22 protein-coding genes are annotated in these 18,151 nt (G+C 63.3%); 6 read left to right on the top strand and 16 right to left on the bottom strand.

Translation table 11 applies throughout. The features are described 5' to 3' along the window. Positions 1-15 precede the first annotated feature (15 nt). From AB3X95_RS10125 to AB3X95_RS10105, 5 genes are all read right to left on the bottom strand, one after another. A complete protein-coding gene (locus tag AB3X95_RS10125) occupies positions 16-357 on the bottom strand; it encodes a hypothetical protein (protein ID WP_184227565.1) in 342 nt (113 codons plus the stop codon). Positions 358-360: 3 nt separating this feature from the next. Beyond that, the gene (locus AB3X95_RS10120; protein ID WP_184227564.1) at positions 361-1,158 is read right to left on the bottom strand and encodes an alpha/beta hydrolase; all 798 of its coding nucleotides are present in this window, start codon (positions 1,156-1,158) and stop codon (positions 361-363) included. Positions 1,159-1,231: 73 nt separating this feature from the next. Further along, positions 1,232-2,677 (bottom strand): DEAD/DEAH box helicase, encoded by a 1,446-nt coding sequence (locus AB3X95_RS10115; RefSeq protein WP_368621231.1) that lies wholly within the window; start codon positions 2,675-2,677, stop codon positions 1,232-1,234. Between the two features lie 62 nt (positions 2,678-2,739). Beyond that, a complete protein-coding gene (locus tag AB3X95_RS10110) occupies positions 2,740-3,048 on the bottom strand; it encodes a hypothetical protein (RefSeq protein ID WP_176111222.1) in 309 nt (102 codons plus the stop codon). A gap of 102 nt (positions 3,049-3,150) precedes the next feature. Beyond that, positions 3,151-3,369 carry a hypothetical protein gene (locus AB3X95_RS10105; protein ID WP_176111221.1) on the bottom strand — a complete coding sequence of 73 codons (219 nt, stop codon included), beginning with the start codon at positions 3,367-3,369 and terminating at the stop codon, positions 3,151-3,153. A 266-nt stretch (positions 3,370-3,635) separates the two neighbouring features. On the opposite strand from AB3X95_RS10105, the gene rarD reads away from it, so the two are divergent. Continuing rightward, positions 3,636-4,529, top strand: a complete 894-nt coding sequence (rarD, locus tag AB3X95_RS10100; protein ID WP_176366583.1) for an EamA family transporter RarD — start codon at positions 3,636-3,638, stop codon at positions 4,527-4,529. 56 nt (positions 4,530-4,585) lie between these two features. Here rarD and AB3X95_RS10095 read toward each other — a convergent pair whose 3' ends face one another. The 7 genes from AB3X95_RS10095 to AB3X95_RS10065 form a co-directional block, all read right to left on the bottom strand. Beyond that, the gene (locus AB3X95_RS10095) at positions 4,586-5,296 is read right to left on the bottom strand and encodes an ABC transporter ATP-binding protein (RefSeq protein WP_368592028.1); all 711 of its coding nucleotides are present in this window, start codon (positions 5,294-5,296) and stop codon (positions 4,586-4,588) included. Further along, complete coding sequence (locus AB3X95_RS10090) at positions 5,293-6,042, bottom strand: ABC transporter ATP-binding protein (RefSeq protein WP_368621230.1); 750 nt, start codon at positions 6,040-6,042, stop codon at positions 5,293-5,295. The genes AB3X95_RS10095 and AB3X95_RS10090 overlap by 4 nt, the downstream gene beginning before the upstream one ends. After that, positions 6,039-7,004 carry a branched-chain amino acid ABC transporter permease gene (locus AB3X95_RS10085; protein WP_368621229.1) on the bottom strand — a complete coding sequence of 322 codons (966 nt, stop codon included), beginning with the start codon at positions 7,002-7,004 and terminating at the stop codon, positions 6,039-6,041. Before AB3X95_RS10085 ends, AB3X95_RS10090 begins: the two co-directional genes overlap by 4 nt. Then, positions 7,001-7,870, bottom strand: a complete 870-nt coding sequence (locus AB3X95_RS10080; RefSeq protein ID WP_176121990.1) for a branched-chain amino acid ABC transporter permease — start codon at positions 7,868-7,870, stop codon at positions 7,001-7,003. The genes AB3X95_RS10085 and AB3X95_RS10080 overlap by 4 nt, the downstream gene beginning before the upstream one ends. 98 nt (positions 7,871-7,968) lie before the next feature. Continuing rightward, complete coding sequence (locus AB3X95_RS10075) at positions 7,969-9,231, bottom strand: ABC transporter substrate-binding protein (RefSeq protein ID WP_368621228.1); 1,263 nt, start codon at positions 9,229-9,231, stop codon at positions 7,969-7,971. A gap of 329 nt (positions 9,232-9,560) precedes the next feature. Further along, on the bottom strand, positions 9,561-10,220 hold the full coding sequence (locus tag AB3X95_RS10070; RefSeq protein WP_176121992.1) for an NrsF family protein: 660 nt from the start codon (positions 10,218-10,220) through the stop codon (positions 9,561-9,563). Next, positions 10,217-10,873 carry a sigma-70 family RNA polymerase sigma factor gene (locus tag AB3X95_RS10065; protein WP_176121993.1) on the bottom strand — a complete coding sequence of 219 codons (657 nt, stop codon included), beginning with the start codon at positions 10,871-10,873 and terminating at the stop codon, positions 10,217-10,219. The genes AB3X95_RS10070 and AB3X95_RS10065 overlap by 4 nt, the downstream gene beginning before the upstream one ends. A gap of 128 nt (positions 10,874-11,001) precedes the next feature. On the opposite strand from AB3X95_RS10065, the gene AB3X95_RS10060 reads away from it, so the two are divergent. The 5 genes from AB3X95_RS10060 to AB3X95_RS10040 all read left to right on the top strand — a co-directional run bounded on the left by AB3X95_RS10060 (position 11,002) and on the right by AB3X95_RS10040 (position 14,099). After that, positions 11,002-11,313 (top strand): DUF2282 domain-containing protein, encoded by a 312-nt coding sequence (locus AB3X95_RS10060; protein WP_368621227.1) that lies wholly within the window; start codon positions 11,002-11,004, stop codon positions 11,311-11,313. Between the two features lie 14 nt (positions 11,314-11,327). Then, positions 11,328-12,218: a DUF692 domain-containing protein gene (locus tag AB3X95_RS10055; RefSeq protein ID WP_368621226.1), complete on the top strand. Its 891-nt coding sequence runs from the start codon at positions 11,328-11,330 to the stop codon at positions 12,216-12,218. Next, on the top strand, positions 12,190-13,014 hold the full coding sequence (locus AB3X95_RS10050; RefSeq protein ID WP_368621225.1) for a putative DNA-binding domain-containing protein: 825 nt from the start codon (positions 12,190-12,192) through the stop codon (positions 13,012-13,014). Before AB3X95_RS10055 ends, AB3X95_RS10050 begins: the two co-directional genes overlap by 29 nt. After that, positions 13,011-13,505, top strand: a complete 495-nt coding sequence (locus AB3X95_RS10045; protein ID WP_176121997.1) for a DoxX family protein — start codon at positions 13,011-13,013, stop codon at positions 13,503-13,505. The genes AB3X95_RS10050 and AB3X95_RS10045 overlap by 4 nt, the downstream gene beginning before the upstream one ends. A 270-nt stretch (positions 13,506-13,775) precedes the next feature. After that, on the top strand, positions 13,776-14,099 hold the full coding sequence (locus AB3X95_RS10040; protein WP_176366575.1) for an antibiotic biosynthesis monooxygenase: 324 nt from the start codon (positions 13,776-13,778) through the stop codon (positions 14,097-14,099). A 131-nt stretch (positions 14,100-14,230) separates the two neighbouring features. Here the strand turns inward: AB3X95_RS10040 and AB3X95_RS10035 are convergent, their stop codons facing one another. The 4 genes from AB3X95_RS10035 to AB3X95_RS10020 form a co-directional block, all read right to left on the bottom strand. Next, positions 14,231-14,671, bottom strand: a complete 441-nt coding sequence (locus AB3X95_RS10035) for an SET domain-containing protein (RefSeq protein ID WP_176366574.1) — start codon at positions 14,669-14,671, stop codon at positions 14,231-14,233. A 232-nt stretch (positions 14,672-14,903) separates the two neighbouring features. Continuing rightward, positions 14,904-15,731 (bottom strand): ABC transporter permease, encoded by an 828-nt coding sequence (locus AB3X95_RS10030; protein ID WP_184227557.1) that lies wholly within the window; start codon positions 15,729-15,731, stop codon positions 14,904-14,906. A 66-nt stretch (positions 15,732-15,797) separates the two neighbouring features. Continuing rightward, positions 15,798-17,054: an ABC transporter permease gene (locus tag AB3X95_RS10025; protein ID WP_176122001.1), complete on the bottom strand. Its 1,257-nt coding sequence runs from the start codon at positions 17,052-17,054 to the stop codon at positions 15,798-15,800. 39 nt (positions 17,055-17,093) lie between these two features. After that, a complete protein-coding gene (locus tag AB3X95_RS10020; protein ID WP_176122002.1) occupies positions 17,094-18,149 on the bottom strand; it encodes an ABC transporter substrate-binding protein in 1,056 nt (351 codons plus the stop codon). Between the last annotated feature and the right edge of the window lie 2 nt (positions 18,150-18,151).

Below are 18,151 nucleotides of genomic sequence, written 5' to 3'. Positions count from 1 at the left end.
ACGGTGCTCTGATGTTCACCGCCCCGTCATTTTCCGGAGGATTTTCTGCACGATGCGCTCATGCTGCTCCAGCGCCTCATTGAGCGTACGTGCTCCGTAGCTCCTGTTGTCTTGCGTCTGCATTCCGGCGACGCGCGTTACGAACAGCAAAACCTCCGCGGTTTTCGGATTGGACACACCACGGAAGCGGGTCGTGACCGTCACACCGTAGTCGTCCAGCAGTGTGCGGCGAAAGATCAGTTCGTTTTCCATCATCCAGCGCGACCACGCGTCGTGGTCGAACACCTCGACTGGCCGGTTCTTCGCATCGAGAACATAGATGCGTTCCGAGCTGGACGGGACCGGTGGCGTCTTCATATTTCAATGCGAAGGCGTGAGCAGGAAGTCCGTCGCCTCCCGCCACCAGGTTTGGTCGACGTGGCCAATCCAGTCGTTATGGTCAGCCGCCTTCACCGTCATCAGTTTTCTCGGTGCGGACAGCGAGTTGTAAAGCGCCTCGCCGAAGCGCGCAGGGACGATGCTGTCGCGTTCGGCAACCATGACGAGGATCGGGCGGTCGAACGACGCCAGGTGGGTCACGCTGTCGTATCGGTCGCGCAGCAGCCACCTCACGGGCAGCCACGGAAAGTGATGAGCGGCGACGTGCTCGAGCCGATCCCAAGGCGTGATCAGCATCATGCCCGTGATCCTGTCGCGTTCGCGCGAGCCGGCCGCAGCCGCCACGCCGGCCCCAAGCGATTCGCCGATCAGCACGAGCGGCGCTCCATAGAGGCGATATGCGAGCGCGATGGTTTGTTGCGCATCGTCGACCAGACTCGCTTCGCCTAACGCACCGGTGCGCGGCCCGTAGCCTGGATATTCGGCGAGAATCACGCGCAGCCCGAGCCGGGTGAGCGCTGCGGCATAGAACGAGCGGTGGCCGGCATGCCCGGCATTGCCATGAAAGACGATGACCGTGGCGCGCGCGGAACCGTCCGGCTCCGCCACGAGGCCCCGGTACGCCTCAGGTGTCGGCCAGGCGCGCAGTCCGCCGGAGGTGATCTCCTCGATCGTGGCCTTCTGGGGGAAGTAGAGCAAACGATCCTGCAAGATGGCGACTCCGGCTAACACGATCAGGTAAGTGACGGCGAGGCCGATCATCATTCGGGTGAATTTCATCGTCTTGCGCTCGACCCACCGAACTTTTCGATAGCACGCACCCAGTTTAGCGCGCGGTCGCCCCGGCAACGGATCAGGGTTGGCGTTTGCCCCGGCCACTAGCGGGCTTGCCAGCCGGCTTGCGTGAACCCGCAGCGGGCTTGCTGGCGGGTTGGCTGCGTGGCTTTTGCACGCTCGATGAATTACCGCTGGACGAGCGTGCGCCTTTGCCCACGGCCGCAGCGCGCTGCGCCGCAGGCTTGCGTTGGTTTTCGCCACTTTGCCGGCGCGGTTTTTTGCCGAGCGGCTGCATGGCGCCCGGTGCGGCTTGCGGCACCTTGGGCGTCTTGGGCTTTTTGGGCTTCTTGATGATCTGGCCCGTCGCGCTGGTTTGCGGCACGCGGTGTTCGGCTTCGAAACCCGGCTCTTCTTTACGGGGCAGCGTTTGCCGGATCAGCGCTTCAATCGCGGCCAGTTGCGGCGCTTCATCGGCACACACGAGAGACACCGCCACGCCGCTGGCGCCCGCGCGGCCAGTCCGGCCAATACGGTGCACGTAGTCTTGCGCCACGATCGGCAGATCAACGTTGATCACCAGCGGCAGGTCGTCGATATCCAGCCCGCGAGCGGCCACATCGGTGGCGACCAGCATTTGTACTTCGCCTGCCTTGAAGCGCTCCAGCGCACGCAGGCGCGCGGGCTGCGGTTTGTCGCCGTGGATGGTGTCGACCGCATAGCCCGCTTCATCCAGCACGGCCGCCAGGTAATCGACGCCATTGCGGGTTTTGACGAACACCAGCGCGTGCTGCCAACGGTTCTCAGCCACGAGGTGCATGAAGAGGTCGGGCTTGTTCTTTTTATCCACCGGCACCACCCACTGCTTGATCCTGCTGGCGGTGGCATTGGGCGGGCTGACGCTGATATTGACCGGGGCGCGCAGAATTTTCGCCGCCATCGCGCGGATATCATCGGTAAACGTGGCGGAGAACAGCAGGGTCTGGCGCTGAGCGGGCAAGGCGGCAAACACGGCGTTGAGTTCGCGCGCAAAGCCCAGATCCAGCATGCGATCGGCTTCATCCAGCACCAGCGTTTGTACCTGATCGAACTGCACTGCGTTCTGGCGATTGAGATCTAGCAGACGGCCCGGCGTGGCAACGAGCACATCCACGCCTTTGCGCAATTTCATCATCTGCGGGTTGATGCTCACACCGCCGTAGGCGGCCAGAAATCGTAAGTCGAGGCCTTTGCCGTAAGCGATGAAGCTTTGCAGCACCTGTTCAGCCAGTTCACGCGTGGGCACCAGCACCAGAACACGGGCGCGATTGCTGGACACCGCCGGGCCGCATTGCACCAGCCGTTGCAATAGCGGCAGCGCAAAGCCCGCGGTTTTGCCCGTGCCGGTCTGTGCCCCAGCCATCACGTCCTTGCCACCGAGCACGGCGGGAATCGCCTTGGCCTGCACCGGCGTAGGAGTCTGGTAATTGAGGCCCTGCACGTTAAGCAGCAGGGGATCGATCAGGCCAAGCGAGGCAAAGGACATTGACGTATTCCGGGCTAAAACCGCAATTCTAGCGGCTGCCCGACGGCCTCAAAGGTATGCCGTCAAAGGTGCGGCAAATCGTCGATGCATTTTTCGACATGATCGCCCGGGACATCCGTGTCGATCCCGGCGGGTCCGTCGGTGTGAGAGACACATACGATTTTTGGCCCGAGATACCGTGTGCCGCCAAGTGTAAAAAGGGACCAAACGACATCTCCCCGGCGGATCGCGGCGACGACTTCGACCACCTCCACGATCGCAGGGGGGGACAGCCATTCACGCGTCGACGGATCGACGGGAGCCCAACGCACGTGGGTGAACCTGTCGTTCGCCGGGTTGATGCGAACGGCGTCGATAGCAAAGGTTGTCACATTCACCTCCATCGTCCTGACAAAGGGATGTTTGCATTATGCGCCGCTTATTTCGCTGGGGATCAGCGGGACCCAGGAACAGCATGGGCCTGACAGTGACGCCTAAGCGGAGTTCGCGTCGCACCACTGAATCGCCCAACGCTGCGCCGCCTCCATCGCATCCACGTCGGAGGGGTAATCGCCGAGGTCGCCCGAATACTTTACCTCGACGGCCTCGCCACTCGCCGACGCGCGCCGGTAGATCTTTGCGCGAGCGTAATAGCGGCCGCCTTCATCGAGAGGTGACGCGTCGATGTGGAACTGCTGGTAGTCGAAATGCATGGCTGTCTCCAAACGATTGCCCTGATCGTCGTCGCGTAGGGCGAACTGGACCGCGTTGTCGCCGCCAAGGTCGCTCCATCATTCTGCGAAGACGACATGTACATCGTAGGCAGCAAAAGCAAAGCTCGCTGAACGGCGAGAGCAGGCCCTTTTTGACGACGATGCGCTTAGCGGAGGCTGCACCGCACGGGTAAAATCTGCGCGAAAACCTTTGCCGCCGACGCGCCTTCGCACCGACCACGCGCACCGGCCAACTACAACCAACCATGAATCCCGGCATCGTCTACGCCTTTTCCGCCTTCGTCATCTGGGGGCTCTTTCCCGTCTACTTCAAGACGCTCCACCAGATTCCCGCGCTCGAGATGCTCGCCCACCGGATGGCGTGGTCGCTCGTGTTCATCCTTGCGGTGCTCGTCGCGCGACACCACTGGGCGTGGCTGCGGCCCGCGCTGCGCGACAGGCGCCTGATCGGCCGCTTCTCCGCAAGTGCCGCGCTGCTTTCGGCCAACTGGGGCATCTACATCTGGGCCGTCAACGCGGGCCATATCGTCGAGGCGAGCCTCGGCTACTTCATCAATCCGCTGATCAACGTGCTGTTCGGCTTCGTCTTCCTGCATGAGCGGATGCGCTCGCTCCAATGGTGCGCGGTGGCGCTTGCGGCGCTCGGCGTGGCCTGGCTCACCTGGCAGAACGGCGCGCCGCCGTGGATCAGCCTCGCGCTCGCGCTGACGTTCGGCGGCTATGGCCTGTTGCGCAAGACCGCAAAGCTCGGCGCGCTCGAAGGCCTCGCACTCGAAACGGTGCTGCTCTTTCCCGTGGCGATCGTCTATCTGATGGTGATCGGCATGGCCGGCGCGAGCCATTTCACGCATGCGTCGCTCGGGCTGCAACTGCTGCTGGCCGCCGCCGGACCTATCACGGCCGTGCCGCTGCTGCTCTTCGCGGCTGCGGCGCGACGCATCCCGCTCTCGATGCTCGGCCTGATCCAGTACGTGACGCCCACGCTTCAGCTCCTCACTGGCGTGCTGATCTACGGCGAGCCGTTCGGGTCCGTGCGCGCGATCGGCTACGGCGCAATCTGGGCAGCCCTCGCGCTCTACTCGTTCGAAGGGTTGCGTGGCACGCTGGCCGCTGCGCGGCAGGCGCGCACGGCGGCTTGAAGAGGTGAGGGCAGGCGGGTAGCGGCCGAGCTACGTCGAAACGCGGGCGATCCTCTTCAACCTTCGGCACTCGCACCGGTCAACGCGCGAACCCGGCTTTCATCGGCGGCCAGGTCGCGTGAACGGCCGGCATAGACGATACCGCCGTCGTCGAGCACGTAAGCATGATCGGCAATCGCGAGGCCCATGTGCGCGTTCTGCTCGACGAGCAGGACCGAAATCCCTTCGTCGCGCATCTGCGACACGACCCGAAACACCTCGCGCACGATCAGAGGCGCCAGGCCCTGAGAGGGCTCATCGAGAATCAGCAGCCGGGGATTGAGCAGCAGCGCGCGGGCAATCGACAGCATCTCCTGTTCGCCACCGGAAAGCTGACGTCCGCGGCTTTCCTTGCGTTCGGCAAGCCGTGGAAACAGCTCGTATATGCGCGCAATCGTCCAGGGCCCGCTGCGCGCAAGCGGCACACGGAGATTTTCTTCGACACTGAGATTGGCGAAGATTCTTCGTCCTTCGGGGACATAGCCCACGCCGTTCGCGGCGATCCGGAACGTCGGCCAGCGTGTCGTGTCCGCGCCGAAGATCGTCACGCGCCCCCGGCGTGCGGGTGTCAGACCCATCAGGGTCCGCAGCGTCGTGGTCTTGCCCGCGCCGTTGCGGCCAAGCAATGCCGTGATCCGACCTTCCTCGACCGCGAGGCTCACGCCGTGGAGGATGTGGCTCTTGCCGTAGTAGGTATGAAGTTCCTCGGCGGTGAGCGCGATGTTCATGCCACGTCACCCAGATACGCCACCTGCACGACCTCGTTCGCCGCGATTTCCGCCGGCGCGCCCTCGGCGAGCAGTGAGCCCCGGTCGAGCACCGTGATCCGGTCGGCAAGATGGAACACCACGCGCATGTCGTGCTCGATCAGCACGATCGTGAATTTGCCGCCGCTGCGCAGACGGCGAATCAGCTGGGTAATTTCGTAGGTCTCCTCGCCGCCCATGCCTGCGGTGGGTTCGTCGAGCAGCAGCAGGCGAGGGCGCAGCGCGAGCGCCATGGCGATTTCAGCAACGCGCTGGTCGCCGTGCGCGAGCTCGCCGGTGAGCCGGCCGCTTTTTGCCGCTAGCCCGGTGAGTTCCAGTGCTTCTTCGACACACTCGCGCACTCGGGTTCTTTCGGCGCGGCCGACCCACGGCCGCAAGCGGTATCCAGCCGCAACCTCCGCGCTGATGAGCACGTTTTCGAACACCGTGAGTGCGGGAAAGATCTCGGTAATCTGGAACGTGCGGGCGATGCCGCTCGCGACGCGTCGATACGCCGGGACCGCCGTGATGTCCTGTCCGTCGAACACGATCGTTCCCGTGGTCGGCCGGAAGAAGCCGCTGATGAGATTGAAGAAAGTAGTCTTGCCGGCGCCGTTCGGTCCGATGATGGCACGCAGCTCGCCTGCTTCGACCGCAAGCGAGACGTCGCGTACCGCAGCGAGGCTGCCGAAGCTCTTGCTCACGTGCGTGACTTCCAGAACGCTCATGATTCGCTCCTGCGGCGCAGAACGCCGAGCAGACCCCGAGGGAAGAACAGCACGATCGCGATGAACAGCATGCCGACGAACGACATCCAGTTGACGGTGATGCTCGACAGGTAGTCCTGCAGCACGACGAATACCGCGGCGCCGAGAAGCGGTCCCCACAGGCTGCGCATGCCGCCCATCACCGCCATCATGACGAAGTCGCCGGACTGGCTGAAATGCAGCCCGCGCGGGTCGGCGAAGTTGTTCAGAAGTGCATAGAGCGCACCGGCGAACCCCATGAAAAAGCAGGAGAGAGTGAAAGCGATCCAGATATGGCGATCGGCGGGAATGCCGAGAAAGCGCGCGTGCCGTTCGTTTTCGCGGATTGCGATCATCGTGCGCCCGAATGGGGAACGCAGGATGAAGCCCATCAGACCGACCGCCAGCGCGAGGCAAAACAGCACGAAGTAATAGAACGCATCGGCATTCGAGAGGATGTCGATGGTCGTGATGCCAAGGTAAAGCGGCACGCGCGAAAATCCGCGCAGACCGTCGTCGCCGCCTGTCAACGAACTCCATTGGAACGCGATGTAGTAGAAGACCTGTCCGAAGGCGATGGTGACCATCGCGAAATAGACACCGCGCCGCCTCGCGCAGAGCGCACCGAGCAGCGCGCCGGCGATCCCGCCGAGCAGCGTTCCGCACAGAAGAGCGAACGGCGTGCTCGGTGCAACGAATTTCAGCGCGAGGCCTGCGCCATACGCACCCAACCCGAAATACGCAGCGTGACCAAACGACAGCACGCCGGTGAAGCCGAGCAGAAAATTCACCGACATCGCCGCGAGACCCAGCACGAGCACCCGTGTGCCAAGCGCGGTGTAGCCTCCGAGCGGCGGCATCCAGTACGGAGCGAGCAGCAACACGGCCCAGATCGCCGCAAGCGTGATCAGTCTGCGGTGCCTCGCCTGTCGCGCTGCGCTCATGTCAGCATGCCCTCCTCGCCGAGCAGGCCGCGGGGGCGCAGCAGCAGCACGACGGCCATCAGCACGTAGATGATCGCTTCGCTTGCCGCGGGCAGAAACACCGCCGTGATGCCTGAGGCGACGCCGATCAGCAGGCCGCCGAGCAGCGTGCCCGTGAGGCTGCCAACGCCGCCGACGATGATTGCAATGAAGCTCGGCATCAGGAGCCCGGTTCCCATCGTCGGCTCCAGGCCAAGCTGGCCGGCGGCGAGCACGCCGCTCAGACCGGCGAGAAAGGCGCCGACGGCGAAATTGAACGAACGCAGCCTGCCCACGTTGATGCCGAGCGCTGCCACGGTTTCGAGGTCGAGGGTACCGGCGCGGATACGGATGCCGAGTCGGCTATAGCGTAGCAGGACGAAAAGCAGCGCTACGGTCGCCGCCACCGTGACGACCATGAAGAGGCGATAGCCGGTGATGAAGAACAACGTGTTGCTCAAAGGCTGGGACAGCACCGATGGAATGGTCACCGGTTTGCCTTGCGCGCCCCAGATGAACCGGGTGCCGTCCTCGAAGATGAAGGCAAGGCCGAACGTCAGGAGCAGGCTGTAGAGCGGGTCGCGCCCATAGACTCGCCGGATCAGCACCCGTTCGATGGCGAGGCCGATCAGCGCGATGCACGGCGGCGCGATCAGCAGCGCGCCCCAGAAGCCGACGTAGGGCGTGATCGTATAGGCAACGTAGCCACCAGCAACGAGGAAGCCGCCGTGAGCGAAGTTGATGACGTTGCTCAGGTTGAGAATGAGCGATAACCCGAGCGCCATCAGCACGTAAAACGCGCCGATGATCAGACCGTTGGTGACGTTGAAGAGCAGCAGTTCAGTCATCGCCCACCATTCTTGTTATGGCGCCCGTGGCGCCCGTGCTTCGCTTCCGCTTGCGCAATGAGAACCGCGCCCGGCGATCCCGCCGGGCATTTGCGTTATCAGGAGGGCCACTGCAGCTTGCAGCCCGTTTCACTCTCGGGAGGTGCGGTCTTGTCACCCGCGATCACGCGTTCCACGCGGAACAGGTCTTCCGGGTCGCCGGCCGGCTGGGATAGCGCTTCGCCCACGAACGACGACGTCATCAGCTGGTGATCCCCCTTGCGGTAGTAGCACTTGTTCGGCTGCAACTTGACGTCGTCCGCCAATTCGAAGCCGCCGAGCGCTTCGGCGAGCTTTCTGGCGTCGAGCGTCTTTTCCTTGTTGGCGATGGCGGCCAGGGTATGCACCGATGTATAGCCGAACCAGTGACGCGCGGTGGGAACCTTACCGCCGTTCACCTTGCGGATGTCGGCCACGAACTTCTCGACTCCCGGCACCCCGGGCTGCTTCCAGTACCACTCGAACATCCAGATGCCGACACGCGCGTCCGGCGGCATCGCCTCGAGCGATTCGAGCTCCTGCTGCAGCCCGGCGACGTGAATGCTCTTGCCGATACCGAACTGAGCGATCTGCTTCAGGCAGTTGACCATGTCGGAGCCTTGCGGGAGCACGAGCAGCACGTCGGGGTTCGCCGCGCGCGCCTTGATCAGATAGGCGGAGAAGTCGGTCGTGCCGAGCGGGGTGAGCTCGTTGCCGGTCATCGTGCCACCGAGCTTCTGCAGATCCGCGGCCGCGGCCTTCTGCAGCGTGTGGCCGAACGCGTAGTCCGGTGTGATGAAATGCCACTTCTTGCCGTACTTGGTGAACAGCAGGTTCGCGACGGCGTTCGCCTCCATGCTGGTCGTGTTGCAAACGCGATAAACGTTCCATTTGCAGTCGACGCCCGTGATCGTATCGGTGTGGCCGCCCGAAACGATATGCAGCACCTTCTTCTCATTGCTGACCTGAGAAATGGCCTGGGCGATACCGGAGTTCACGTCGCCGATGAGGAACGTGACCTGATCGCGTTCGATCAGCTTGCGTGCCTTCTGCACGCCGGTGCCGACGTCGTTTGCCGAGTCTTCGACCATGAGCTCCACGGGGCGTCCCAGAATGCCGCCTTGGGCATTGATCTGCTGAACGGCAAGCCGTGCGCCCGTCACTTCATTCTGTGCTACTGCAGCATAAACGCCCGTCAGCGGATCGACCATGCCGATTCGCAACGGAGCTTCGCCGCGCGCCTTGATGATGAAGGGCGGCGTCAATTGCAGTGCGGCTGTTGCGGCAGTTGCTTTGAGTATGGTGCGCCGACTGAAAGCGGGGACACGACCTGGTGTTTTCATAGGGTTCTCCCTCACCGTGATGTCGAATCTTTCGAACCGCGGAATGGTGTGTCCGCGCGTGCGAAACGCGCGCTATTCGATCTTGAACGCGTTCAACGGAATCCACAAGACTGCGTTTTCCCGCTGTCGGATGCGCGACCGCGCCTGTACGTGGGTTGCCGTATAACTTCTGTCTGGAAGCCAATCTTCTGCAATTCGCAGAGATCTCGAACACCGATCCGGACAATGACCACGGTAGAGGGTAGTCGTTTTCATCTTGATGGACGATTCGCTATCCGAATGCCGGCGCGACCGTCGCGCGCTCAATACGACGAGGCCCACCAATGCTGTCACCGGACAGGCGATATCACCCACGCGAGCAATCTTCGGGAGTATCGCGCGCTGATCAACAACAGCATCGCCGCGACGCCGAAATTCCACACCAGGATCATGACTGTCGCGTCGAGCGGATGAAACATCGAGAGCGCCACAGCCGTGAGCGCGGCCACGGCCAGGCTTCCCGTCATCACCACCAGAGCGGGCGCAAGCCGTGCAACGTGGCGCAGCATGATGAGCAGGGCGAGCGAGAGCGGAATGCCCGTGAGGCCGAGCGTCGCAAAACAGCGCGCGGTTTCGCCCAGCGACACGCCGTCCGGTCCGAGCTCCACCCAGTTTGTCAAGCATCCGTAGCCGATCGTCGCTACCCACGCCACCAGCGCGGGCAGCGGCAACAGTAGCCAGCGCAGCGACCTTCCCGGTACGCTGGCAACGAACGATGCAACGGCAGCGAAAATGCCCGTCAACGCGGCTGCCGCCACGCTCGTCACGAACGCCGGCTGCTGGAGCTTCGTCGCGAGATCGGGCCGCACACCGTGCGCCACGCCGACCAGAATGAGCACGAGTGTGGCGAACAGCAGCCAGCCAGACGCCCGCACTGCGGGCGCGCGAAGCGGGCGCACCGGCTTCGCGTCGGCAACCAGCGATTCGATCAGATCGGAGGTCGGACTCATTTGCGGTCTCCCTGCGTCAGGAGCTTGCGCAGGCCGTTCAGCCCGCGATGTACCGCGACCTTCAACGCGGCAACGGTCATTCCACTCGCCACAGCCGCCTCTTTCAATGACATTTCCTCGAGTTTGAGCAAGCGTATCGCGTCGCGCTGCCCTGGCGGCAGGCGTTCGATTGTCTCGCGCAGCATGCGCGCATCGCTGGCCTCTTCCATCAGATTCGCTGTGGGGTCGGCCAAGGTTTCATGTTCATCGTCCAGCGGCACTTCGCGGGCGTCATGACGTCCATCATGGCGCAGCGTATCGACGACGCGGCGCATGGCGACAGTCAGCAGCCAAGGTCCGAACGGCCGCGCAGGGTCATAGGTATGGCGTACGAGATGCACGGTGGAGAGGATGTCCTGCACGACGTCCTCGACGGCGTCGGGATGGACACCATGACGAATCGCAAGGCTGCGCAAATACGGCGTCATGCTCTGCAGCAGGCGCCGGTAGGCGTCGCGATCGCCTTGCTGCGCGCGCGCCATCAAGACGGACCAGTCGGGCGTGCCGTCGGGCCGCGTTGCGTCATCCAGCATGGCGCCGCTCGGTTCCCCGCCTGCCGGTGCGGACCGCTCGGGCAGCTTGCGCGCGGCGCTGCGGTGTCGATAGCCGGCCATCGTTGCACTCAGTGGAAGAGGCAATTGGTCAAAAAAATAATCGGCGCGCGGCGTAACCTTTGGCCGCTTCGGACCGAATCTGCTTAGGAGATCGCAGCTTCGCGATCCCAACCCTCGGAGAAGACATTATGAGCAAGTCCTCATTGACCATTTCGTCGCTGTCCGCCGCAGTCGGCGTGGCGTTCGCGATGCAGACGCTGCCCGCGCAGGCGCAGGGTATGGGCAACCCGCCACAGGTCGTGAAGGACAACATGGCCAGAATGGCACAGAACCACCTCGAAAAGTGCTACGGCATCAACGCGGTCGCGAAGAACGACTGTGCCGAAGGGGCGCACTCGTGCGCTGGCCAGGCCACTCAGGCGCGCGACCCGAAGTCATTCGTGTTGTTGCCGGCGGGCGATTGCAGCAAGATCGCCGGCGGTCAGGCGAAGGCAGGTTGAGGGGCGCCGCGGCCATGAGCGCAACGGATGCCCGCCCGCGCGCGCCAGCCGGCCCGATTCCTTCGAGGGCCGGCGTGGGACTGCGTTTTCGCCATCATCGCGCCGTGCTCGACGAACGACCGGCCGCGGCGTGGTTTGAGGTGCACACTGAAAACTACATGGGCGGCGGGCCGGCTACGCGCTATCTGGATGCAATTCGCCGCGAATATCCGGTCTCCCTGCACGGCGTAGGCCTCTCGCTCGGCAGCGCCGATGGGCTCGACGCCGCACATCTTGCACGCGTGAGCGAGGCCGTCGCGCGTGTGCAGCCCGGCCTCGTCTCCGAACATCTTGCGTGGAGCGTGACGGGCGGTACGTATCTGGCCGATCTGTTGCCGTTGCCGATGACCGAAGAATCGCTCGACGTCGTGTGTCGCAACGTCGATCGGATGCAGACGGCGCTCAGCAGGCGGATTCTCGTCGAGAATCCGTCCACTTATCTTCGCTTCGCGCATTCGACAATACCGGAGTGGGAGTTCCTCGCGCATCTCGCGCAACGCACGGGATGCGGACTCTTGTGCGACGTGAACAACATCTACGTCAGCGCGTGCAATCATGGATGGAATCCGCACACGTATCTCGACGCGCTGCCGCCGGAGGCCATCGGCGAAATCCATCTTGCGGGCCACAGCGTGAGGCAATTAGAAGGCGGCCGGATCCTGCGAATCGACGATCACGGCTCACGTGTCGCGGCGCAGGTGTGGGCGCTCTATGCGGCTGCGCTACAACGTTTCGGGCCGGTGCCGACGCTGATCGAATGGGACACCGACGTGCCGCCGCTCGAAGTTCTCATCGAAGAGGCCGCAACGGCGGAATCGGCACTGGAGGCGGTTCGCCATGAGTATGCGCACGCCATCGCTGGCTGATCTCCAACAGGCCATGCGTCGCAGCCTGCTCGAAGGTGCCAGTGAAAGCGCTGATGAAGACGCGGCCTGCACGGTGCTGGCCGACGGACTCGATCCGCTGGCACGCCTGAACATCTACCGGAACACCGCGGAAGGCGTGATGGTCAATGCGCTGCGGCTCGTCTTTCCCGCCGTGCAACGTCTGCTCGGCGCGGAGTTCTTCGAGGGCGCGGTGCGCCTGTTCATCCGCACCGCGCCACCGCGCAGTGCATGGCTCGACGAATATGGCGCGGACTTCCCGACGTTCCTCGCGCAGATGCCGCTGCTCTCATCGGTGCCGTATGTGGTCGACGTCGCGCAGCTCGAATGCCAGGTGAATGGCGTGCTGCACGCGCCCGACATCGCGCCGCTCGATCCAGCCTGTTTCGCTGGGCTCAACGAGGACGCGCTCGGCTCGCTGCGGTTGTCGCTTCATCCGGCCACGCGGCTGCTGCGTTGCGACTCGCCCGCCGACACCATCTGGCGTGCGGTGCTCCAGCAGGACGACGCGGCGCTGCGCGCGATCGTGCTCGCGGACGGCCCGGTGCATCTGCTCGTGCAACGCGTGAACGAAGGCGTCGATACGCTGCGTTTGTGCACTGGAGAGTGGCGCATCAGCAAAGCGCTTTTTGCAGGCGAAGCGCTCCACGCGGCGCTGGCATGTGCGCCCGAAGCGGACGGGTATGCGCTCATCGGCGCATACCTGGCGCGTGGGTGCGTCGTGCAGACGTCGCTGACTGCCAGCCGTATGCGGTTCGTCCAGGGATCGTCAACATGACTCGCCTTTCCAACCCTGCAGACGGCCGTAGCGTATTTCAGCGCGCAGTTCAGTGGCTGGAAAACGTGCCTTACTGGCTGCTGGCCATTCCGCTGCGCCTCGCGGTTGCAACGATATTCTGGAATTCGGCGATGACCAAGCTCGCAAACTGGGATGCGGCGCTACAACTGTTTCGCGACGAATACAGGCTGCCGTTGCTGCCGCCGGATGTGGCAGCGCACATTACCGTATCGATAGAGCTGAGCATGCCGGTGTTGCTGGTGCTCGGCCTGGGCGTCAGGCCCGCCGCATTGGTTCTGCTCGGGATGACCTCTGTGATCGAAATCTTTGTGTACCCTCAGGCCTGGCCGACACATATTCAGTGGGCAGCAATGCTGCTCGTCCTATTGTGTCGTGGTGCCGGAACCTTGTCGCTCGACCATCTGATACGTGAGCGCCGGTGGAGCGTTGCTTCGTCGAAAGGCGTCGGGCGTCAGCGCGGTGACGGTTGATCTCGACGGGAAGGGAGCCGATGTCCGCGGTGTGCTGCATAGCCGACGCTCAATTGCCCTTTAAAATGCAAGGCCCAATGACCGCAGATGGCCGAGATCACCCGTTCCGCGAACTTACTTCAGTGCTGACGTTGGGGTCTTCAATCGCAGCTTTCCGGCGAGGGGACGAATGCGACTGCCCGCCACGAACGGTCAGTCGACGACGTGACACTGATCGTTGACAATGTGCACTCAAAGCCATCAACAGCAAAAGACCAAAGGATGGTAACAATGTCTATAGCGAAGACGAGAGCCACTCCCTATTACGCGGTGATCTTCACCTCCATCCGAACCCCCGGGGACAACGGGTACGGAGACATGGCCGATGCAATGGTCAAAGCGGCCGCAAGACAGCCCGGATTCCTGGGCGTCGAGTCTGCGCGGGAGGAACTCGGAATTACGGTTTCCTATTGGGATAGCCTCGAATCCATCGCCGCCTGGAAACAGGATTCAATGCATCTGGTAGCACAACAGGCCGGGCGGGAAAAATGGTACGAATCCTACAAAACCCGTATTTGCCTTGTTGAGCGAGACTACGAGTTCTCGACAATTTAGTTTCCTGCGCCTTGTCTGATGACTGCACGGCCCACGGCCGTCCGAGCTGATGAGCGTCCGCTTCCGCGATACGCGAAGGGTGCACCGTTAGCAGATGCGCCCAGTCCTTCCCGGCCGCAGCACTACGACGACTACCCGTCATTTCCCAGCATGGTTCGACGACATGCCGGTGCACCGCAATGACACGCGTACTGGGCGCGAACCTCGTCGGTGACCGCACCGTCCACTGACAGACCGTAGTTGATGAAAAGCTCCTCCCCGGGGGCGATCGTGGCGAGCGCATGAATGAACACCCGGTCGCCCGTTTCGATGGCCTCGCAGTTGGGGGCGCACGCATGGTTCAGATACCGCGCGCTGTTGCCGCCGCGGCTGCCGTCGATCACGCGTCCATCGGACAGACCGAACACGAACGTGTGGCCCGCGTCGGCTCGCTGGCGGGCGGCGGCGCGCCGCCAGCTGGTCACTTCCCCCTTGTACTCGATGACCCGTTCGCCCGCGGCGATCGGCTGCAGCGCGAACAGTCCCATGCCATGCACGGGTGAGCGTCGTGCGGTGATGCGTCGCAATCGCATGTTGTCGTTTCCTTCGCGACCCTCGGTCGTTGCATGTGGTTTAGCGGCGATGCGAAGCATATCGCCACGCACTCACGCGCTCAATATATTTCTTAATAAAACTGCAACTAACTGTCAAGGACCGCCGCGCCAGGAGTTCCGGCTTCGCCGCAAAGAGGCTGGCAACGCCCGACGGTCAGAGGGAGGCCATCAAGTCGCATGTCGACGCCATCGCAGTGGCGCAACGGTCGGCTCAGGCAAACGAACGGCTGGCCGCCGCCGCGCGCTTGCGCAGCCAGTTCATGCAGGCGAAGAGGGCGATCGCGAACGCCATCAGCAGGGTGGCCACGGCGAGGATCGACGGGTCGATCTGGTCACGGATGCCACTCCACATCTGCCGCGGCACGGTGCGCTGCACCGGGCCGCCGATGAACAGAATGACGATCACTTCGTCGAACGATGTCGCGAATGCAAACACACTGCCGGTTGCGACGGCGGGCGCGATCAGCGGCAGCGTGACGCGACGAAACGCGACCCACGGCTGCGCACCCAGACCCGACGCCGCGCGAAGCAGGCTTTGATCGAACGACAGCAGCGAAGCGGTCACGGTAATCACCACGAAGGGCGTACCGAGCGCGGCATGCGCAAGCACGACGCCGGTATACGAATTGACCAGCCCGAGCGGCGAAAAGACCAGATAAAACCCCGCCGCGACGACGACGATCGGCACGATCATCGGCGACACGATGATCGGCATGATGATCGAGCGGTAAGGGAACTGCACGCGGCTCAGGCCGAGCGCGGCCAGCGTGCCGAGCACCGTCGCGATCAGCGTCGACGCCGCGCCGATGCCGATGCTGTTCGCAAACGCGCGTTGCCAGTCTGGCGAACTCAGCGCCTGCGCGTACCAGCGCAGCGAGAAGCCCTGCATCGGGTACGAGAAGAACGAGCCGGAGTTGAACGACAGCGGCACGATCGCGAGGATCGGCGCGACGAGGAAAAAGAAAATCAGCGCGCAATGCACGCGCAGTCCCGCGCCCGAGATGCGTTCCGAGAGTAGCCGGGTTCGTCCGTCTTTCATCTGAGTCTGCCTGTTGATCGACTATCCGAATGAGCGACAACCAGCTAGCGGCGTTTGCGCGGCGCGTTAGCCGAAGCGCAAGCGGTCGATACCGACCAGCCGGTTGAAGATGAAATAGAACACCGCCGTGAATGCGATCAGATAGCACGACAGCGCACCCGCGAGTCCCCAGTTGAGCTGATCGTTGGTCTGCGACGCGATCAGTTGGCTGATCATTTCGTCGCCGGCGCCGCCTAGCAGGGCGGGAGTAATGTAATAACCGAGCGCGAGCACGAACACGAGAAAACATCCCGCGCCGACACCCGGCAGCGTCTGCGGAATATATACGCGCACGAAGGCCACGGCCGGATGCGCGCCGAGCGATTTCGCCGCGCGCATGTACACGGGCGGCACGCCTTTCATGACCGAAAAGATCGCGAGGATCATGTAGGGCAGCAGGATGTGCGTCATGCCGATCAACACACCCGTGCGATTGAAAATCAGCGGCAGCGGATGGTTGATGATCCCGAAGCGGAGCAATGCGCTATTGATCACGCCACCGGGTTGCAGCAGCACATACCACGCGGTGGTGCGCACCAGCAGCGAGGTCCAGAACGGCACGATCACGAACAGAATCAGCCGGTTGCTCTGGTTCTCAGGCAGTGTCGCGAGCAGATAAGCCACCGGGTAGCCCAGCACCAGGCACAGCAGCGTGACCGTCGCACTGATCGTGACCGTGCGCCCAAAGGCCGCGCGGAAGATGGCGCTGTCCGCCGCGACGGACGTCACCGAACCATCAGGCGCGACTTGCGCGTCGACGGCGTTCAGCAAATAGTCGGGTGTGGGCGAGATCGACGCACGCTTGAGCAGACGCCAGGTTTCCGGCGCGTTCCAGCGTTCATCGAGATCGATCAGGGCGGGTTTCCATTGCGCCGGCGTCTCCGAACGTGTGGCACGCGCCGTCTTGAACAGCAGGCTGCGGAACTCCGGTTGATAGAAGTTCATGCGCCGCGCGATATTGCCGAGCTGGCCGGATTCGCTGGCGTCCTTCAGGTCGTGCGCGAGTGCGGCGAAGGCCGGTTCGCCGGGCAAGCCCGCGCCGTCCCATCCGGCCAGCGTTGCGCTCAACTGCGGCATGCCGGTGCGCACTTCAGGGTTTCGCACGCTGCGCGCCAGCAGGCTCGCGATCGGGGCAACGAACGTCACCAGCAGAAAGATCAGCAACGGTAAAGCCAGCAGCAATGCGCGCATCGCGGCCTTGCGGCGCGCAGCCCGGAACGACTCGCGGTTCGTGGCCTGCGGGCCGCGGCCGAAAGGGGCGGTGGATGGCAGCGGCGTATTCATCGTGCTCGATCTCTCGGGTGACGTTCGTTCGATCCGGCGTTACTGCGTCAGCCAGTTCTGGAACCGCTTGTTGATCGCATCCGCGTTGTCGGCCCAGAACGTCGCGTTGATTTGCAGCGGACGCTTGAAGTTCTCCGGCGCCGTCGGCAGATCGTTCAGACGCGCCTTGTCGATCAGCGGAATGGCGTCCTTGCGCGGCGGCGCGTAAGCGATGTACTTCGACAGGTCCGCATAGGCCTGCGGCGTCGAGGATGCGACGATGAACTTCTGCGCCGCGTCGGCATGCTTCGCACCGTTGACCACGGCCCACCATTCGTAGTCGTACACCTGCGCATCCCAGACGATCTTGAACGGCTTCTTGTCCTTGTGCACGGCGTCGTCGATACGGCCGTTGTACGCCTGGGTCATTACGACCGCGCCGTCGGCGAGCAGCTGCGGCGCCTGCGCACCCGCTTCCCACCAGACGATGCTCGGCTTGATCGTGTCGAGCTTCTTGAACGCGCGGTCGACGCCGGCGGGCGTGGAGAGCGTCTTGTAGACGTCCTTGGGCGCCACGCCATCGGCGATCAACGCCCACTCCATCGCGACCTTCGGCGACTTGCGCATGCCGCGCTTGCCGGGGTACTTGTTCAGGTCGAAGAAATCGTTGATGGTGGTCGGCGCGGTTTTCAGCTTGCTGCTGTCGTACGCATAGACGGTGGACCACACCATCGCGCTGACGGCGCAATCGCTGATCGAGCCCGGCAGGAAGTCGCTGGTGTTGCCGAGGGCCTTCTTGTCGAACTTGGCGATCAGGCCTTCGTCGCAAGCGGTGATCGCGTCGTTGGTTTCGAGGTCGATCAGATCCCAGGTCGGGTTCTTCGACTGCTCCATTGCCTGCAACTTGGCGAGGCCGCCATCGTAGGACTCGGTGGAAAACTGGTTGCCGGTTTTCGCGGTGAACGGTTCGAACCATGCTTTTTTCGCGGCCGCTTCATACGCACCGCCGAAGGTGACGACGGAAATCGTGTCGGCCGCGTGAACCGTGGCTGTGGCAAACAGCCCGAGCGCGCATGCCCCGAGGGTGGTCCGGAATGACGAGAACGTGGTCTTCATTT

This window comes from Paraburkholderia sp. BR13444, assembly GCF_040948755.1.
GTDB classification, from domain to species: Bacteria; Pseudomonadota; Gammaproteobacteria; order Burkholderiales; family Burkholderiaceae; genus Paraburkholderia; species Paraburkholderia youngii.
The sequence above is the reverse complement of the archived record's forward strand: the minus strand, read 5'-3'. Positions and strand labels throughout refer to the sequence as shown.

Coding starts and splice junctions, on each gene's coding strand:
- AB3X95_RS10070 (WP_176121992.1), bottom strand. CDS start 10,220: ATGAGTCCGACCTCCGATCTGATCGAATCGCTGGTTGCCGACGCGAAG.
- AB3X95_RS10025 (WP_176122001.1), bottom strand. CDS start 17,054: ATGAATACGCCGCTGCCATCCACCGCCCCTTTCGGCCGCGGCCCGCAG.
- AB3X95_RS10030 (WP_184227557.1), bottom strand. CDS start 15,731: ATGAAAGACGGACGAACCCGGCTACTCTCGGAACGCATCTCGGGCGCG.
- AB3X95_RS10035 (WP_176366574.1), bottom strand. CDS start 14,671: ATGCGATTGCGACGCATCACCGCACGACGCTCACCCGTGCATGGCATG.
- AB3X95_RS10060 (WP_368621227.1), top strand. CDS start 11,002: ATGAGCAAGTCCTCATTGACCATTTCGTCGCTGTCCGCCGCAGTCGGC.
- AB3X95_RS10115 (WP_368621231.1), bottom strand. CDS start 2,677: ATGTCCTTTGCCTCGCTTGGCCTGATCGATCCCCTGCTGCTTAACGTG.
- AB3X95_RS10075 (WP_368621228.1), bottom strand. CDS start 9,231: ATGAAAACACCAGGTCGTGTCCCCGCTTTCAGTCGGCGCACCATACTC.
- AB3X95_RS10040 (WP_176366575.1), top strand. CDS start 13,776: ATGTCTATAGCGAAGACGAGAGCCACTCCCTATTACGCGGTGATCTTC.
- AB3X95_RS10020 (WP_176122002.1), bottom strand. CDS start 18,149: ATGAAGACCACGTTCTCGTCATTCCGGACCACCCTCGGGGCATGCGCG.
- AB3X95_RS10090 (WP_368621230.1), bottom strand. CDS start 6,042: ATGAGCGTTCTGGAAGTCACGCACGTGAGCAAGAGCTTCGGCAGCCTC.
- AB3X95_RS10095 (WP_368592028.1), bottom strand. CDS start 5,296: ATGAACATCGCGCTCACCGCCGAGGAACTTCATACCTACTACGGCAAG.
- AB3X95_RS10055 (WP_368621226.1), top strand. CDS start 11,328: ATGAGCGCAACGGATGCCCGCCCGCGCGCGCCAGCCGGCCCGATTCCT.
- rarD (WP_176366583.1), top strand. CDS start 3,636: ATGAATCCCGGCATCGTCTACGCCTTTTCCGCCTTCGTCATCTGGGGG.
- AB3X95_RS10045 (WP_176121997.1), top strand. CDS start 13,011: ATGACTCGCCTTTCCAACCCTGCAGACGGCCGTAGCGTATTTCAGCGC.
- AB3X95_RS10125 (WP_184227565.1), bottom strand. CDS start 357: ATGAAGACGCCACCGGTCCCGTCCAGCTCGGAACGCATCTATGTTCTC.
- AB3X95_RS10050 (WP_368621225.1), top strand. CDS start 12,190: ATGAGTATGCGCACGCCATCGCTGGCTGATCTCCAACAGGCCATGCGT.
- AB3X95_RS10065 (WP_176121993.1), bottom strand. CDS start 10,873: ATGGCCGGCTATCGACACCGCAGCGCCGCGCGCAAGCTGCCCGAGCGG.
- AB3X95_RS10120 (WP_184227564.1), bottom strand. CDS start 1,158: ATGAAATTCACCCGAATGATGATCGGCCTCGCCGTCACTTACCTGATC.
- AB3X95_RS10085 (WP_368621229.1), bottom strand. CDS start 7,004: ATGAGCGCAGCGCGACAGGCGAGGCACCGCAGACTGATCACGCTTGCG.
- AB3X95_RS10105 (WP_176111221.1), bottom strand. CDS start 3,369: ATGCATTTCGACTACCAGCAGTTCCACATCGACGCGTCACCTCTCGAT.
- AB3X95_RS10080 (WP_176121990.1), bottom strand. CDS start 7,870: ATGACTGAACTGCTGCTCTTCAACGTCACCAACGGTCTGATCATCGGC.